The sequence below is a fragment of the Microcoleus sp. B9-D4 genome, assembly GCF_036705105.1.
In the GTDB taxonomy this organism is placed as follows: Bacteria; Cyanobacteriota; Cyanobacteriia; order Cyanobacteriales; family Microcoleaceae; genus Microcoleus.
This window is the reverse complement of sequence record NZ_JAUBTS010000034.1, coordinates 21,732-38,361: the sequence shown is the minus strand read 5'-3', so window position 1 is coordinate 38,361 and position 16,630 is coordinate 21,732. Positions and strand designations below refer to the sequence as shown.

Genomic DNA, 16,630 nt, shown 5'->3' with positions numbered 1-16,630 from the left:
GTGCTTTTTGATGAAAGCAGAATTTTATTTTGACTGTCACAAATATATTTGCAGTTTAGTTCAAGTTGATTTTGTCAAAGAATTAAAAATAAAAAATCATCAAGGTTTTGTTTTGGCTGTTAAGCAAGGAGAAAAGATTGGACTTTTGGGAAAAAGTCGCCATAATGCTAAACAAGTTGATGTATCTAAGCCACATTTTTATAATGTAATTAAAGCGGCTATGAGCGCTTTGGAATTAGAAACTAAAAATGAGCTTATATTAGAGAGAAATCGAACTCTTGCTGATGCAGAAGAAATGATTCAGCAGCAAAACCGAGAAATTCGCGTTCTCAATGAACAGATTAGAATGCTTGGAACTAAGGTTGAGCAATTGTCAAGGGAAAAGCAGCAGTTATCCATGCAGCTAGTAGACAAGGAAATCAGAGAAACTGAAATGAGTCAAGAAATTTATAACTTTCCTGCTACGGATGAGGGAATTGAGCATGGGATGGGAGAAGCTGAAATTCCTGACAAAATCGAAGAATTGTCTGTTCAAGCTTCTGGGTTAGCCGTGCAGTTAATCGCAAATCAACAGAAGTTGGAGGAGATTGAGGAAGAGGAAGAAATTTGCGGGAGCGAGGTTGAAATTGTTGATTTAGAAATTATAGAAGAAGTAGAAGAAGTAGAAGAAAGTCTCAAAAAAGGAGAAGTTCAAGGAGGCGAAAGTGAAATTAAGCGACTGCCTAAAAGACCTTCCAACAAAAGGATGAGAAAGAAATCTTAATGCTTTAGTTAGAAAATCGCTTTTAATCAATAAGAGCGATCGCCCTTACATACTTTTTGCAACACAAAAACCTATTCCCTGAATAATTGAGCAAAGCGCTTTAACACCTTCAGGACAGTGTACAACCCATCCTCGCTCCGCAGCGTGAATGAATACGACTCAGCATACTTAGGTGTTCCTTGATTTGTCACTTTCAGGAAAATAAAATCAATGCCATTTGTGACAAATCCCAAAGCAGGTTTGTCAGGATGAGGATTTCCCAGCATATATGCTAAAGCTTGCGGAATTCCTGCTTCTAGCGAGTATTGTGACTTCTTTGCCTCAATTACCAATACCCAAAAATCCGGGGTAAAAACCAGTAAATCGAGGCGTCCTCTGACAATCGTGCCCTCATCTTCAGATTCAATTATCACCTCTTTTTCCGCACTCAAGTAAAAAGGAGCGCGATAAAAACCTGCTAGTCTTAATAGCGGAGCAAGCACAACCAATTTGACTACAGGTTCTAAGATTTCATACTCGGATAAGTGAATGTAGTCACCCTTGACTTCATCTAGAGTTTGCTTTTCCAAGTCTGTCAGTTCTGGTAAATCGTCCTGCCACTCTCGAAAAAACTGAGCATCGTCAGTGCGCTGCAATCCAAACTTTTCTATTAAGTCGCGCCGCTTGACATTTTGGGCTTGAATTATCTCCACCATAATTTTATGTCCTTGCTTTTTATTTAATTATATCCATTTGCACTTTCATCTTGCGATTTTTCTCTTGTGGTTGTGCGAGCCAACAATGTAAAATACTATTATCCTAGCATTTGCCCACCAAATTTTTCTCAGCCATTAAGTATTCCGGTATCCAGAATCTATATACCGACATGAGGATAGCTACAGGCAGAAAAATATCAACATCCTCTCCCATTTCTTCTGTGGGTAACAAGCCAAATAATTCGTCAAATTCCTTTACATCTGCTAAGATATTATCAAAGTCCTCTAAAAGTTCGTCCGGGTAGATACAGTGGATTCCCTTCTCATCTTCATAATAAGATTCTTCTTCAGGCAAGAATTGTGAAGGTTTGAGTTCTGCCATCAGATAATCTAGCTTGTGAAACTCTGCTTCCAAAACGATCGCGGCTACATCTTCCCCGGCTTGCTGTAAGAGAATCCGATCGCCCTTTAACATCACTCGTTTAATTGTGCCGATCGCATTTTCGCAAAATTCGTCAGCAGTTAAGCGAAAAAATCCCTCGCCACCGGTCGCCAGTTTTCCCCCCGCAGCCTCGCCCACAACGGAATTTTGACAAGAATCCAGGGCGATCGGTAAAATTACAGGTACGATGGCTACGCCCCGGCTTGCGCCTACGAACTATTGTCAGCAGCATTAAATCCTTCAGTAATTAGTCGTTTGCCAACAGTCACATAATTGTTGACAATATTGCACAATAGATAAAATTGTAAATATATAGCACCTACGTTTTTTTTTACCGCTTATGAATAGCAGATTCCTCGATCGCCTCCACCACCCCTCACGCCCCGTCATCGTCTTCGACGGCGCAATGGGAACCAACCTGCAAGTCCAAAACCTCACCGCAGAAGACTTTGGCGGCAAAGAATACGAAGGTTGCAACGAATATCTCGTCCACACCAAACCCGAAGCCGTCGCCAACGTGCACCGGGGATTCCTCGAAGCAGGGGCCGATGTCATCGAAACAGACACCTTTGGCGGGGCTTCCATCGTACTCGCCGAGTACGATTTGGCAGACAAAGCATATTATCTCAACAAAACTGCCGCCGAACTCGCCAAGGGTATCGCCGCCGAATTTTCCACCCCAGAAAAACCGAGATTTGTCGCAGGATCGATCGGGCCAGGCACTAAATTGCCAACATTAGGACACATTGATTTTGACACACTCACCGCCGCTTTTACCGAACAAGCCGAAGGACTTTATGACGGCGGCGTTGACTTATTTATTGTCGAAACTTGTCAAGATGTGCTGCAAATTAAATCAGCATTAAATGCCATTGAAGAAGTATTTAAGAAAAAAGGTGCGCGAATTCCGTTAATGGTATCAGTCACAATGGAAGCCACCGGCACAATGTTAGTCGGTTCCGACATCAGCGCCGCCCTAGCCATTTTGCAGCCGTACCCCATAGATATCTTAGGATTAAATTGTGCCACCGGGCCCGATCGCATGGCCGAACACGTCAAATACCTTTCCGAACATTCGCCCTTCGTCGTTTCCTGCGTTCCCAACGCCGGTTTACCCGAAAACATCGGCGGCCACGCCCACTACAAACTCACGCCCATAGAATTAAAAATGGCCTTGATGCGCTTTGTCGAAGACTTAGGCGTGCAAGTCATCGGCGGCTGCTGCGGAACCCGCTACGATCACATCCGCCAACTATCAGAAATTGGCAAAACTCTAACACCCAAAATCCGCGAAATTACTTGGGAACCATCGGCCGCCTCAATTTATAGCGCCCAACCCTACGAACAAGAAAATTCCTTCTTAATTGTCGGCGAAAGACTCAACGCCAGCGGTTCCAAAAAATGCCGCGATTTACTAAACGCCGAAGACTGGGACGGTTTAGTAGCAATGGCCAGGGAACAAGTGCGAGAAGGCGCGCACATTCTCGATGTCAACGTTGATTATGTCGGCCGCGACGGCGTGCGAGACATGAAAGAATTAGTTTCCCGCGTTGTGACTAATGCAACTCTCCCTTTAATGCTGGATTCCACAGAATGGGAAAAGATGGAAGCAGGCTTAAAAGTTGCGGGCGGCAAATGCTTGCTGAATTCCACTAACTACGAAGACGGAGAACCGCGTTTTTATCAAGTTTTAGAGTTGGCGAAAAAATACGGCGCGGGCATAGTTATTGGTACAATTGACGAAGACGGAATGGCGAGAACCGCAGACAAAAAATTTGCGATCGCCCAACGCGCCTATAACGCCGCCGTCGCCTACGGAATTCCCGCCGAGGAAATCTTTTTTGACACCCTAGCATTGCCCATTTCTACCGGGATTGAAGAAGACAGAAAAAACGGCAAAGCTACCATCGAATCCATTCGCCGCATTCGCCAAGAATTACCAGGCTGTCACGTAATTTTAGGAGTTTCTAACATCTCCTTCGGCTTGAATCCGGCGGCGCGGCAAGTCTTGAATTCCATGTTTTTGCACGAAGCAATGCAAGCGGGGATGGACTCGGCAATTGTCAGCGCCAATAAGATTTTGCCCCTCGCCAAAATCGACCCCAAACACCAAGAAATCTGCCGTAAACTCATTTACGACGAACGGGAGTTTGACGGCGAAATTTGCGTTTACGACCCCTTGGGCGAACTGACAACGGTGTTTGCGGGCAAAACTACCAAGCGCGATCGGACAGAAGACGCAAGCCTCCCGGTAGAAGAACGCCTAAAGCAGCACATCATCGACGGCGAACGCATTGGGCTCGACATCCAACTCGCCAAAGCCTTAGAAACCTATCCGCCTCTCCACATTATCAATACTTTCCTATTAGACGGGATGAAAGTAGTCGGAGAATTGTTCGGTTCGGGACAAATGCAACTGCCATTTGTATTGCAGTCAGCAGAAACCATGAAAGCGGCAGTTGCATATTTAGAACCGCACATGGAAAAGTCCGAATCCGGGGACAACGCCAAAGGAACATTTATCATCGCTACTGTCAAAGGCGACGTTCACGATATCGGCAAAAACTTAGTTGATATTATTTTATCAAACAATGGCTACCGAGTGATTAACTTGGGTATTAAACAGTCGGTTGACAATATCATCGAAGCCTACGAAAAGCACAAAGCCGACTGTATAGCGATGAGTGGCTTGTTGGTCAAATCCACCGCGTTCATGAAAGAGAATCTGGAAGTATTCAACCAGAAAGGAATCACCGTCCCCGTAATTTTGGGCGGCGCGGCTTTGACTCCCAAGTTTGTACATGAAGACTGCCAAAATACTTATAAAGGTAAAGTCGTTTACGGCAAAGATGCGTTTTCTGACTTACACTTTATGGACAAACTTATGCCAGCAAAATCTGCTGGTAAATGGGAAGATTTGCAAGGGTTTTTAGATGAAATTGAGGATGAGAATGGGGCGGTTAAAGAAGCTAAAGCGGCGCCAGAAAATACTGTAGAAGAGGCCAATAAAGCAGACACTCCTGTGGTGATTGATACCAGGCGATCCGAAGCAGTGGCCGCAGATATCGATCGCCCGAATCCTCCTTTCTGGGGAACGAAACTGTTGCAGGGAGAAGACATCCCCTTTGAGGAGATTTTCTGGCACTTAGATTTGCAAGCCTTAGTTGCCGGTCAGTGGCAGTTCCGCAAGCCCAAAGACCAATCGCGGGAAGAATACGATGCTTTCTTAGCTGAGAAAGTTTATCCGATTTTGGAGGAATGGAAACACAAAATTATCGCAGAAAAATTACTGCAGCCGCAAGCAATTTACGGCTATTTTCCCTGTCAAGCTGAAGGCAATTCTTTGCATTTGTACGACCCAGAAATTATGAATGGCGGGCAAGATGTATCGACACCCGCTGCAACATTCACATTTCCCCGCCAAAAATCGGCGCGCCGGCTGTGCATTGCCGACTTCTTTGCGCCCAAAGAATCGGGTAAAATCGATGTATTTCCGATGCAAGTAGCGACAGTGGGAGAAATTGCTACAGAGTACGCGCAAAAGCTATTTGCTAATAATCAATATACCGACTATCTCTACTTTCATGGATTAGCGGTACAGACAGCGGAAGCAATCGCAGAGTGGACTCACGCGCGAATTCGGCGGGAATTGGGCTTTGGTAGCGAAGAACCGGACAACATTCGCGATATGCTAGCCCAAAGATATCGCGGTTCGCGGTACAGTTTTGGCTATCCCGCTTGTCCGAATATGGCGGATCAGTATAAGCAACTGGAATTGTTAAAGTGCGATCGTATCAACCTGTACATGGATGAAAGCGAGCAACTTTATCCCGAACAATCAACAACCGCAATTATCACGTATCACCCAGCAGCCAAATACTTCAGCGCTTAATTTATAGGGTAGGCTATAAGCACCTTTCTCTTGCTTTGATCGTTCATTATCCTCGTTACCAGGCAGAGCCTGGTAACGCAGATCCGGAGGCTCTGCCTCCATTTAAAAACCGGGAGGCAGAGCCTCAAAAAATGCGTTTTCAGGTATAACTTGCCAACAATAAAAAAATAGTTTACGAATTAAAGCAACAAAAAAGCACCTTAACAAAAGTGCTTTCAAGAATATGAAATTTCCGTATCTGACGAAACTTTTATGAGTAATTCCGGGGAGTGCGGGCGCCGGCAGATGCTCCTACCATCGAAGCAACTAAACCCAATAACGAGCCGAACAAAAACGACCAACCAGCTTTCGCGGCATTACCAGCAATATTGCGAGCATCCTGAGCAGATACGTTAGGTGCTCGGTTCGGCAAATCGACCCCGCCCTGCTGCGCTTGATTAATTGCTTCTCCCGCATTCGCAGCTATGACGCCAAAAGTACCGGCCACGCCATTTGCTAACAGCCAAGAGCCAATTGTTAAGGTCGTTGCCCACAAAATTGCTCCGTTCAAAAGCGCTGTGTTGCGATTCATTGGGCCGCAAGCGCGAGCAGTTACCCAACCGCCAACGGCCAAGCTAATTAACAAACTGATAATTGACCAAATGCCGACGCCGGTACCCACGTCTCCTGAAATACTGCGCGGAGCTCCTGAATTAGCAATGTTGCTCAAGCCGATCGCAGCACCCAATGCACTTAACACCAGTTGTGTGCCGATCGCAATTACCAAACCTGAAAAAATCGGGCCCCAACGTACTCGATCGTGGTATTCCATCACTGAATTTACGACCACGGGTTCGGTACCAACGTTATCTACAGGTCTATTTACGTATGACATAGGTTTTTCTTTCCTCTTAGAGTTGCTTTAATTTTTAACAATCTTTCACCTAAGCACTGATTGTGGCTGAGATTGATAAAAACTATATCTGCCTGGGGAAATAACCAGTATCTATGTCTGAAGAAAGAAACGAAAAAGTCATCAGCCCGCGCGCCAGTCGCTATTAGCTAATGACTGATGACTGATGACTGATGACTAATAACTATTTTATCCCGTTAGAAAAGTTCCCGCACGTATACAGGAAATGCGGACGTATAAAGGAAAGACAGCTTAACGCAATCTTACAGCCGTTCCAACGGCAGTAATCAGCAGCAAAGCCCCGCTGGAGTCTACATTAATCGTGCCGGTGTCCACTTCCACCCCGATTACGGCATTGGCGCCGAGGCGTTGGGCCCGTTTTTCCAGTTCCGCGAGGGCATCTCGCTGTCCTTTGAGAAACACTTCCTCGTAACTGCCGGTGCGCCCGCCGATGATGTCGCGAATGCCCGCGAAGAAGTCTCGCAGGGCATTGGTGCCGTAGACAACCTCAGCAGTTACAATTCCCAGGTAAGATTGAATTTCTGCTCCTTGGATGATATCAGTTGTTGTTACAATCATCAGTTGGCCTCAATCGCGAAAATTTTGAGTGGGTCTTGTTCTGTAGATTTACTACATCTCGCCGCTCAAACATTCCTGGTAAACCCTAAGCTGTCAGCTTAACAAGGTGACAGCCCCTCGCTCTTTTATTCCACACACTCTTTGAAACAAATGGCCGTGTACAAACAAAGTCTCTTGGTATTCAGTACGTTGCTAGTAGCAGGATTCGCTGTCGCAGCGCCGCAGATAGCGCTCTCAGCAGAAACATCCGTTCAAGTCAACCCTCAAAATGATTCAAATTTAGATGCTCTGCTGCGACAAGGGCGCGAGTTGGTAGATTTAGGAGACTACAGTAAGGCGATCGCCATTTATCAGGAAGCGGCGCGTTTAGATACGGAAAACCCCCGCATTTTTTCGGGTATTGGCTATTTAGAAGCGCGTCAGGGCAACTATCAAGCCTCAGTAGAATTTTACCAACAAGCGATCGGTCTCGAACCGAATAATGCTGACTTTCAATACGCATTAGGATATGCTATGGCGAATTTACAAAACTATCCCGCAGCAGCCACAGCTTATCGCCGCGCCGCTGTGCTCGATCGCAAAAATGTCAATGCCCGGATCGGTCTCGGAGTGGTACTCTTTCAGCAAAAAGATTACAGCGGTTCTTTTAAAGCATACCAAGAGGCGATCGCCCTCGATCCGAAAAATTGGCAAGCTTATTCTTCAATGGGTTTAGTATTGATCCAGCAGGGAAATTTTGCCAGTGCTGTCACCGTGCTCCAACAAGCAGCCGAACTCGCTCCCAAACAAGCCGGTGTCCAGTTAAAATTAGGCACTGCTTTGCTGCGTGCCGGCTATACTTCCGAAGGGCTAGCAGCTTTTGAAGAAGCTGCCAAATTGGAGCCCCGGAATCCAGAAGTGCAGCTAGAAATTGGCGAACTTCTCCAGGCTCAAAACGACTTCGACGGAGCGCTGATAGCTTATCAGCGGGCTATTGCGGTGCGACCTAATTTAGTGGAAGCACACGCAGGAATCGGGGAAATTCAACTGGAAAAACAAGATTTTTTAGGAGCGATTGCTACTTTTAAGCGAGTGATAAGGCTCGCTCCAGACCGGGCAGAAGCTTATTACAATATGGGTAAGGCACTCAAAGCGCGCGATCGCAAATCCGAAGCAATTGAAGCTTTTCAACAAGCCCTCGACACTTACCGCCAGCAAGGCAACAATGATGGTGCAAAAAAAGCTGAGGCGGCCTTGCGGGAACTAAAGTAATATTTCTCAATGTACTAATTGGTAATTGGCTAGCAGTTTTGAGTGTGGAGTAAGTAATCATCCTAGGGCTAAACTCCTTCCACTCGCCGTGTTGCAAGAAAAAAAGCCATCTCAAAACTGTTTCTATTCCCTATTTCCTAGGCCCCCTTTCCTGTTCCTTCTTCCTTGTTACTTGTTTGCTTAAGTTTTTAATTGAATGCAGATAAATGTGGCGAATTATAGTATAATAGTGGCGCGATTGGAGAAGGGCGTTCGCTCTCTAAGTTTAAGAAGAAATAAGGCGATCGCACAACAGCATTTTGTCAAAGCTCCATCTTTTGTAAGATGCTAAAACGGCTTACTGACAATTAATCTATTTCTCTTGATAGAGACTGCCAAGTTGTTAACATTTGTAAAATGAGCAAAATATCCTATCCCCAGAGCTTCATCTATGCAAACGTATGACGTGATTATCATAGGAGCCGGTCACAATGGACTGGTCTGCGCCTCTTATCTCCTCAAAGCGGGATATACCGTCCTGTTGTTAGAAAAACGTTCGGTTCCCGGAGGCGCGGCCACTACCGAAGCTGCGATTCCCGAATTACCGGATTTTAAATTCAATTTGTGCGCGATCGACCACGAATTTATCCATTTAGGGCCAGTTGTAGAAGAATTAGAGCTGGAAAAATACGGTTTAGAATATCTTTTCTGCGATCCAGTGGCCTTTTGTCCGCATCCCGATGGCAAATATTTCTTAGCGCACAAATCCGTAGAAAAAACTTGTGCTGAAATTGCCCGCTACAACGAGCGCGATGCTAAAAAATATGCCGAATATACAGACTTTTGGCAGCGGGCTTTAGGGGCAATGGTTCCGATGTTTAATGCGCCACCAAAATCCATCATAGATATTCTGGGCAACTACGATATTTCAAAGATCAAAGATTTATTGTCAGTCATTGGTTCCCCCGACAAAACGCTGGACTTTATTCGCACGATGCTCACCAGCGCGGAAGACCTTCTCAACGAGTGGTTTGACGAGGAATTTATCAAAGCACCCCTAGCAAGATTAGCCGCAGAACTCGGCGCGCCTCCTTCGCAAAAAACCCTGGCGGTAGGGGCAATTATGCTAGCAATGAGGCACAATCCCGGCATGGCAAGACCGCGCGGAGGGACGGGTGCATTAGTGCAAGCGCTGCTCAATTTAGTGAAAAGCTATTCAGGTGTGGTACTTACCGACCAGCACGTCGAAAAAATATTAGTTGATGACGGTCGCGCTGTGGGAGTTCGAGTGGCCGGCGGCACGGAATACCGCGCTACAAAAGGTGTCATTTCTAATATTGATGCTAAGCGCTTGTTTCTGCACTTAATGGATTCGAGCGATGTTGACAGTGCTGACCCGGATTTGCGGGAAAGATTGGAGCGCAAAATTGTTAACAACAACGAGACTATTCTCAAAATAGACTTAGCTCTCAATGAAATGCCCAAGTTCGATCGCTGGAACCATCGAGACGAGTATTTAATGGGTTCGGTTTTAATTGCCGACTCCGTGAGACACGTTGAAATTTCTCACAGCGAGCCTTCAATCGGCAGAATCCCTGACTCCGATCCGTCGATGTATGTGGTGTTTCCGACGGTACGAGACCCGTCAATGGCTCCTCCCGGACACCATACAGCTTGGATTGAATTTTTTGCTCCTTACATGATCGAAAATGCTGAAGGAACCGGCCAGCACGGTACGGGTTGGACGGATGAGCTGAAAAACAAAGTTGCCGATCGCTGCATCGATAAATTAGCAGAATACGCGCCAAATATCAAGAATTCAATTATCGGCCGTCGCGTGGAAAGTCCGGCCGAATTGGGAGAGCGTTTGGGGGCTTTGAAGGGGAATTATTACCACGTTGACATGACGTTGGATCAGATGATATTTTTCCGTCCTTTACCGGAGTTGGCGAATTACAAAACGCCGATCGACGGTTTGTTTCTCACGGGGGCGGGAACCCATCCGGGCGGCTCGATTTCGGGTATGCCGGGACGCAATACCGCTCGCGTCTTCATGCACTCGCAGCAGCCTTTCGCGCAGACTTTCGCAGATGCGGCTAATACTCTGAAAGCGAAGGGTAAGTCGATATTTCGGAGTAATGAGAAGTAAGATTTTTAGCAACCGCAGATGAGGGCCGTTCGACGCAAACAAACGCAGATAAATTACATCTGCGTTTGTTTGTTTGTATTGATTTATCAGTGTGCCAGTATTTCTTTTGCTTGATGCCGCATCAAAGGAAATCGCTGGGCGAGCGCACTCAATATTTTATCTAAATCAGGAACATCTTTGGCAATATTTGGCGTTGGCTCCCGTTCCGTCAAATCTGTTAAAATAGTCAAAATGTGCTGAGCAAAATCTTCATCAGCCTTATCCAACAAATCCACTAGCTTCGCGATATCTTCTTTCGCACCCAACCAATATCTCGCTCCCAGCAATTCAGCTTTTACTGATAAAGGAAGTTCCGAGTTTAGATAGTTTTCAAGTTTTGGCAATAGCTGCGGCGTACCTAAAAGCCCAATCGAGTTAGCAGCATAGCATCGAACTGCTTCATCTTCATTAGTATCAAGCAGTGAAAGCTCCAGAGTTTCTATAGCTGATGCTTCTCCTAAATACCCGAGAGTTTCTGCTGCTGATGCGCGAACTAGCGCTGAAGGGTCATTTCTGAGAATATATTCTATAGGTACAACCGCTGGAGTATAATCAAGTTCTCCAAGGGCCTCCACGGCTTCAGACCTAACCAGTTCTTCTTCATCGTCCAGCAAAGTGATTAACGCAGGCCCAACCGTTTCTACTTCCTCACTTCCCAGATAACCCAAGGCCGCTGCTGCATCAGCTCGAACCGATGAATTGGGTGACTTTATTAATTGTACTATTTTCGGCACAGCTTCATAAGCTTCTGCATCAACAAGCTTAAGAAGTGCTTTTGTTTGAAGGGAGTAGTTATCCGAATCGCAATCATCTAGCAGTGTTTTAGTTATGATATTATTCATCATTTTTATTCCTTCCTGTCCATTTATTTTCTGGCGGTTTTAGTGAACTAAAATCTTTGCTTCTTCTTTTTCTTTTGTTTACCGCTGTGACGGCTGTGTCGGGTTTTAGAAGCTTTCTGAGTCCTTCTAATTTTCCTCCTCTCTTTTTGATTCTGCTCTTCTATAGCTTGATATTCGAGAATTTTCAGTGCTGTAGCCATATCTGGAGCTAAACCTCCTTGGATCAGTTGGTTAGCTTTTTCTACGATGCCTGTATCCCCTATGTTGCCTTCTGATGTCATAACCTATCTTTATTTTGTTTAATCATAAATAAATATATTACTTTTGCAATGCTGGTGAACTGACTGTAGGGCATGGTTGTTTGGGAGAATTTCTCGCTCCGGGATCGCCTGCGGATTGCCGGGATCTCGCCCTCGATCCCTAATATTATTGCAAATTCATACTTTATGTGGATGAAAAGACCGGCCCCAAGTTGAGAGACTGAAAGATGGCGTTACCCTTTTTTTAGCGATGGCAAACCGAGTTTTGATTGTCGGTGGGCGGGGACGAATTGGCAGCAGCGTTGCCCAAGACCTTGTTACCCATACCGACGCGGAAATTACTGTTACCGGACGCAACTCTGAAGCCTCTATTGGGCCAGGATTGCCCCCCGATCGGGTGCAGTACCAAACTTTTGATTTAGCGGACAGTGCAGCCCTGCGAAAAGCAGTTTCAGAATCTAATCTTGTCGTTCACTGTGCGGGGCCTTTTCACTACCGAGACGCCAGTGTATTGAAAACTTGCATAGAAGCAGGTGTTAATTATACTGATGTCAGCGACAGCCGCAGTTTTACTCGCAGAGCTTTAGAATTGCGCGAAGCCGCTAAAAATGCTGGAATTACTGCTATTATTAACACGGGCATTTTCCCCGGTGTGTCTAACAGCATGGTGCGTCGAGATGTGGAACAATTAGATGAAGCCGAACACATCCATTTGAGTTATGTTGTCGGAGGTTCCGGTGGCGCTGGCGTTACCGTCATGAGAACCACTTTTTTAGGTTTGCAAACTCCTTTTGAGGTTTGGGCCGATCGCAAGTGGCAGCAAGTAAAACCCTACAGCGATCGCGAAACAATTGAATTTCCCGCGCCCTACGGCAACACAGGCGTTTACTGGTTCGATATGCCGGAAGCAATCACTTTGCCCGAAACTTTCCCCGTCAAATCAGTTGTGACTAAATTCGGTACGTCTCCCGACCTTTACAATCACCTTACCTGGTTTGTTGCTAAGTATTGGCCGGCTAGCTGGCTCAAAAATAACTCTGTGATTGAATTTCTCTCCTACGTCAGTTATGGGATGACCAGTGTTACTAATAGTTTTAGTGGGGTTGGTGTGGCAGTGCGATCGCAAGTGACAGGTCTCAAAAACGGTCAACCCGCTAAAGTTTGCTCGACAGCGATACACCCTAGTGCAGCAGTCGCTACGGGCATCGGTACTGGCAGCATAGCTCAATTAATGTTAGAAGGAAAACTGGAAAAACCGGGCGTTTGGTCGGTAGAGCAAGGTCTTTCTACCGAACTATTTGAACAAGCGATGCAGAGTCGCCACCTCGATATAAATCAAGAATGGTTGTAACTTTTGGCTTTAAATCCGTTGGGATGTTTCTCCTGTTGCGAATAACTGAAATGGGGTAGCAATCTCAATCAGCCTTTCATAAACAGGCTTTGGGGTCTGTTGTCCAAGAAATTTTATTTGTTGTGGAACGGGCACTCCTAGCCTGTTACTGAGCATGGTACGTGATGTGAGCAATTTTCTATTTAGAAGCGGAGAGAACTAATCTATCTTTTGGTAGAAGTAAAGTTAACGAGCAGGCGTTTAATATATTTCACAACACGGTAAATCTCCCTTTTCGCTGTATCTGGGTGCAGCACTTGCAACAAAAGTTGCCCCGATCGCTAAATTTTGAAATGTGCGATCGCAGTGAAGGGGTGACAAACACCATAATTTTTGCGAAAAAATACGAGGAGAAGTTGATATGAAGCGGGTTTTAAAAGCTCTAGGACAAACATTGAGCCAAAGCATTTTGCTGGTCTGTACCCTGGCGTTCATTGGTTTGCTAAGTCTAGCGATAGTACCCAGTCAGGCTGCTTACGCAGGTCAAGACAGAACTCAGGCGCAGCCAGAAGCTAAAATTACTGACCCCGCAGAAAGTTTCGAGGATCTCAATCCCCAAGCAGCTTACGAAGAAATAGTCAAAACCTCTCAAAATCCTGCAAAGGTCGAGAAAGCTTACGACGAAAGCTTAAAGGAATACAAGGGAGAACACCCGCAAGAAGGCATAGTTCAAAAAGCTGAAGATTTGATCGAAAAGGTCACGGGCAACTAATAAATCAAGAGATTTAGATATAACTCAAGTTGCTGGTAAATACACAGCTTCAGTGAGTACACAATAAAGCCGATCTCAGAACTCAATTGAACATAATGATTTAGGGTGCGCCGAGGCGCACCCGATCGCTTGAGAGTAGTGTGTAAAACTCGTTTTTGAGTCGAGAAGTATGTTTTCATTTCCCTCATTTTTAAGCTAGCAGCTTCATCCTTAAGGCAGATGAATATATATGAATTTAAAAGCTAAATTTAATAATAGTTACATTTAGATAAAAGGAAAAAAATATCATGAGCGATGACAAAAAAACGGTACATGAACCTGATGCTAACCTAGACCCGATTTCCGGGGAAAAGGGAGCTCATCCAGTCGCAACGGGTATTGGTGCGGCGAGTGCGGGTGCTGCGGGTGCTGCGATCGGCGGTGCCATCGGCGGGCCTGTAGGAGCTGTTGTGGGCGCTGTTGTGGGTTCGTTTAGCGGCGGTTTGGTGGGCAAAGGTGTGGGCGAGGCGATCGACCCCACGGTAGAAGATGCTTACTGGCAAAGCAACTACAGTTCCCGTCCTTACGTGGACACTAGCGCGACTTACGAAGATTATCAGCCTGCTTACCGCACTGGTTATGAGGGATACACTCGCTATGGCGCTACTGGTAAGAAATACCACGAGATAGAACCGGATTTGCAGCGCGACTACGAAACAAATCGCGGTAAGTCTAATGTGACTTGGGAAAAAGCTAAGCACGCCACGCGCGACGCTTGGGATCGGGTGGAACGGGCTGTTCCTGGTGACATTGACAAAGACGGCCGCTAAGGGCTTACGCCAAGTATTTCTCAGTCTTGGAGACACACAAACTCAAGCATTCCGGTGATTTTTAGCCGGGTACCGGAATGGAGAGAAGTGTTTGATAAAAAAACCCGGCTGCTGCGTCTGAGACTGTTGTTGATAGGTTGCACAGTTTTCAACGCAAGTTTAGCGAAGTTGTTGGGGATTTTGAGCCCCTCTCTACATGGGAGAGGGGTATTTTTAGGTTAAGTGGAAATCACATTTTTGAGCACGATTTTTCTTTGACAGGGCTGTTTGCTGTGAGAGCACGAAGGGAGATGTATAGGCAAAGCTTTGGGGGACGATCGCACTCCTAATAAACGCTTTTTACAAAATCGGGATGCTTCCGTTTGAGATTAACATTTTTTTTTGACTATTAGCCTTAAAATTAAACTAATTCAGGACTGAGGCATCGATCGCATATTTCTGTCATTGTTCGCGATGCGCTTTCTTCAATCGCAGCCGGATCGTAAAGCGTCGGTGGCTTCAAGTCCGATAATTGTTAATCTAAATCCTCTCATTCAAAATTGGTATTACTTGTGGATGAAATGTTGGAAAGAGCTTGGACACTCAAGCAAAATTTAATTGACTTTGTGCTGGATGCTGAGGGAGAGTTGGCGGTAGCTTTGGAAGCTTATGCTGCTGCTCGATCGACCGGCGAGCGCTACGATATTGCTCAGCAAAATCAAGTGATTGACAGTTTTACCATCGAAGGTAAAGTCGGAGAGAAAACGCCGACCGACCTATTTGTCGAAAGTCAGCCAGATTTAACCGAGAGCGATCGTAGCTTGCTGGAAAGTTGGCGGCACAGAAGCTTCACAGGCTTATTTGAAATCACTCAACTTTTCCCCGACAGGTTTGAACTGATGAACTGGCTGACGGCAAAGCACTACGTTGTCAAGCCCAACAGTCCTAATTTTCTTGCAGAAATGTCTCGCTTTAAGTTAGGAGAAATCTTGCGGGCTCGGATTTCTCCCCTCACCGATGACTGGTGGATACTTTCGAGCTCTCCCATCCTGATGGGGAAATTGGGCAAGCCGAAGTTGGCGGTGGCGATCGGCAATTTCAAGCAAAATCACAAAAGTAACCTGTACAGCGATGCCCCGGAATTGTTAGAGCAAGCTTGGCAGTCGGTAGAAAAGTACCATGAAGATTTTACCGAATTTTTTGGTAGTGATGAATTGACGCTATCGGGATATCACCTGAATAAACAGTTGGCTGAATTTCAGGAATTTATCACTAAAAAACGCCTAGCTGATATGGGCGTTGATGGAAGTAAATCTCTGGCGGATATCGTTGAAGATGCCGGAGTCGATCGAGAAGAAGTCAAAGCAGCAGCCATCGCGGCGGCTGGTGCCGATGCTAAAGCAGTTGAGGTAATGCTCGACAGCAATGCTAGTGCAAAAATGGTAATGCCGAAAGTCGAATTGCCCGATCGCTTCAAGAAAGCCGAACAGGTGAGTGCACTTTCTCATCCTCGCTGGGGACAAACCTTTTTGTCTACTTACGCTCAATTTACTGCACTGCTAGCAGCCGAAGACTTTTCAACCGTTCCCGGTTACGAGAAGCTGGTGCGTAACTATCTAGAAGATCCTGCAATTAATGTCTGGATTTGGCAACGGTTAGCTAAAGTTAATCCAGCGAAATTAGAACAAATTTTGCAAACTGTATTGGAACGTACAGACTTTCAGCTCGATCGCGATTTAGATGCCTTGCTGCAAGAGTTTAAAAAACCCTTAGAACCCGAACTCCCGGAAATTGCCAGCGTTCCCCTGCACCTGCACAACTTATTTCAGGAAGCTTTAGGCGAAGTTAATAAGTCAAAATCCAAGCCACAGGAGAAAAAGAAAAGCTCTAAGGGCTTTAAATCCTGATTTTAGGAACAGGCCGAAAAGCCTGTTCCTAATCTGCCTACTGGCATCAC

14 protein-coding genes are annotated in these 16,630 nt (G+C 45.7%); 8 read left to right on the top strand and 6 right to left on the bottom strand.

Annotated features, from left to right (window positions below):
• The first annotated feature begins 10 nt into the window (after positions 1-10).
• Positions 11-763 (top strand): hypothetical protein, encoded by a 753-nt coding sequence (locus QUB24_RS19820; RefSeq protein ID WP_333154878.1) that lies wholly within the window; start codon positions 11-13, stop codon positions 761-763.
• Between the two features lie 71 nt (positions 764-834).
• Here the strand turns inward: QUB24_RS19820 and QUB24_RS19815 are convergent, their stop codons facing one another.
• Both QUB24_RS19815 and QUB24_RS19810 read right to left on the bottom strand, forming a co-directional pair.
• Entirely contained in the window at positions 835-1,458 is a 624-nt protein-coding gene (locus tag QUB24_RS19815; RefSeq protein ID WP_333154876.1) for a type I restriction endonuclease, read from the bottom strand.
• 103 nt (positions 1,459-1,561) lie between these two features.
• Positions 1,562-2,038 carry a type II toxin-antitoxin system Phd/YefM family antitoxin gene (locus QUB24_RS19810; RefSeq protein WP_333154875.1) on the bottom strand — a complete coding sequence of 159 codons (477 nt, stop codon included), beginning with the start codon at positions 2,036-2,038 and terminating at the stop codon, positions 1,562-1,564.
• A gap of 202 nt (positions 2,039-2,240) precedes the next feature.
• Here QUB24_RS19810 and metH point away from each other — a divergent pair, with 202 nt between their 5' ends.
• Complete coding sequence (metH, locus tag QUB24_RS19805; protein ID WP_333154873.1) at positions 2,241-5,792, top strand: methionine synthase; 3,552 nt, start codon at positions 2,241-2,243, stop codon at positions 5,790-5,792.
• A 250-nt stretch (positions 5,793-6,042) separates the two neighbouring features.
• On the opposite strand, the gene QUB24_RS19800 is transcribed toward metH, so the two are convergent.
• Together QUB24_RS19800 and QUB24_RS19795 are read right to left on the bottom strand one after the other, a co-directional pair.
• Positions 6,043-6,666: a hypothetical protein gene (locus QUB24_RS19800; protein WP_333154872.1), complete on the bottom strand. Its 624-nt coding sequence runs from the start codon at positions 6,664-6,666 to the stop codon at positions 6,043-6,045.
• A 270-nt stretch (positions 6,667-6,936) separates the two neighbouring features.
• Complete coding sequence (locus tag QUB24_RS19795; protein ID WP_172184303.1) at positions 6,937-7,263, bottom strand: YbjQ family protein; 327 nt, start codon at positions 7,261-7,263, stop codon at positions 6,937-6,939.
• A gap of 150 nt (positions 7,264-7,413) precedes the next feature.
• On the opposite strand from QUB24_RS19795, the gene QUB24_RS19790 reads away from it, so the two are divergent.
• Complete coding sequence (locus QUB24_RS19790; RefSeq protein ID WP_333154871.1) at positions 7,414-8,514, top strand: tetratricopeptide repeat protein; 1,101 nt, start codon at positions 7,414-7,416, stop codon at positions 8,512-8,514.
• Positions 8,515-8,944: 430 nt separating this feature from the next.
• Positions 8,945-10,642 carry a beta-carotene ketolase CrtO gene (gene crtO, locus QUB24_RS19785; protein ID WP_333154870.1) on the top strand — a complete coding sequence of 566 codons (1,698 nt, stop codon included), beginning with the start codon at positions 8,945-8,947 and terminating at the stop codon, positions 10,640-10,642.
• An 86-nt stretch (positions 10,643-10,728) separates the two neighbouring features.
• On the opposite strand, the gene QUB24_RS19780 is transcribed toward crtO, so the two are convergent.
• On the bottom strand, positions 10,729-11,526 hold the full coding sequence (locus tag QUB24_RS19780; RefSeq protein ID WP_333154869.1) for a HEAT repeat domain-containing protein: 798 nt from the start codon (positions 11,524-11,526) through the stop codon (positions 10,729-10,731).
• Positions 11,527-11,570: 44 nt separating this feature from the next.
• The gene (locus tag QUB24_RS19775; protein ID WP_333154868.1) at positions 11,571-11,804 is read right to left on the bottom strand and encodes a polymorphic toxin type 34 domain-containing protein; all 234 of its coding nucleotides are present in this window, start codon (positions 11,802-11,804) and stop codon (positions 11,571-11,573) included.
• A gap of 229 nt (positions 11,805-12,033) precedes the next feature.
• Between QUB24_RS19775 and QUB24_RS19770 the strand changes: the two genes are divergently transcribed.
• The 4 genes from QUB24_RS19770 (at position 12,034) to QUB24_RS19755 (ending at position 16,580) form a co-directional block, all read left to right on the top strand.
• Positions 12,034-13,134, top strand: coding sequence for a saccharopine dehydrogenase NADP-binding domain-containing protein (locus tag QUB24_RS19770; protein WP_333154867.1), 1,101 nt, complete (start codon positions 12,034-12,036; stop codon positions 13,132-13,134).
• A 400-nt stretch (positions 13,135-13,534) separates the two neighbouring features.
• On the top strand, positions 13,535-13,885 hold the full coding sequence (locus QUB24_RS19765) for a hypothetical protein (RefSeq protein ID WP_333154866.1): 351 nt from the start codon (positions 13,535-13,537) through the stop codon (positions 13,883-13,885).
• Positions 13,886-14,172: 287 nt separating this feature from the next.
• Entirely contained in the window at positions 14,173-14,694 is a 522-nt protein-coding gene (locus QUB24_RS19760) for a hypothetical protein (RefSeq protein ID WP_333154865.1), read from the top strand.
• A 539-nt stretch (positions 14,695-15,233) separates the two neighbouring features.
• On the top strand, positions 15,234-16,580 hold the full coding sequence (locus QUB24_RS19755; RefSeq protein ID WP_445300421.1) for a hypothetical protein: 1,347 nt from the start codon (positions 15,234-15,236) through the stop codon (positions 16,578-16,580).
• The last annotated feature ends 50 nt before the right edge of the window (positions 16,581-16,630 follow it).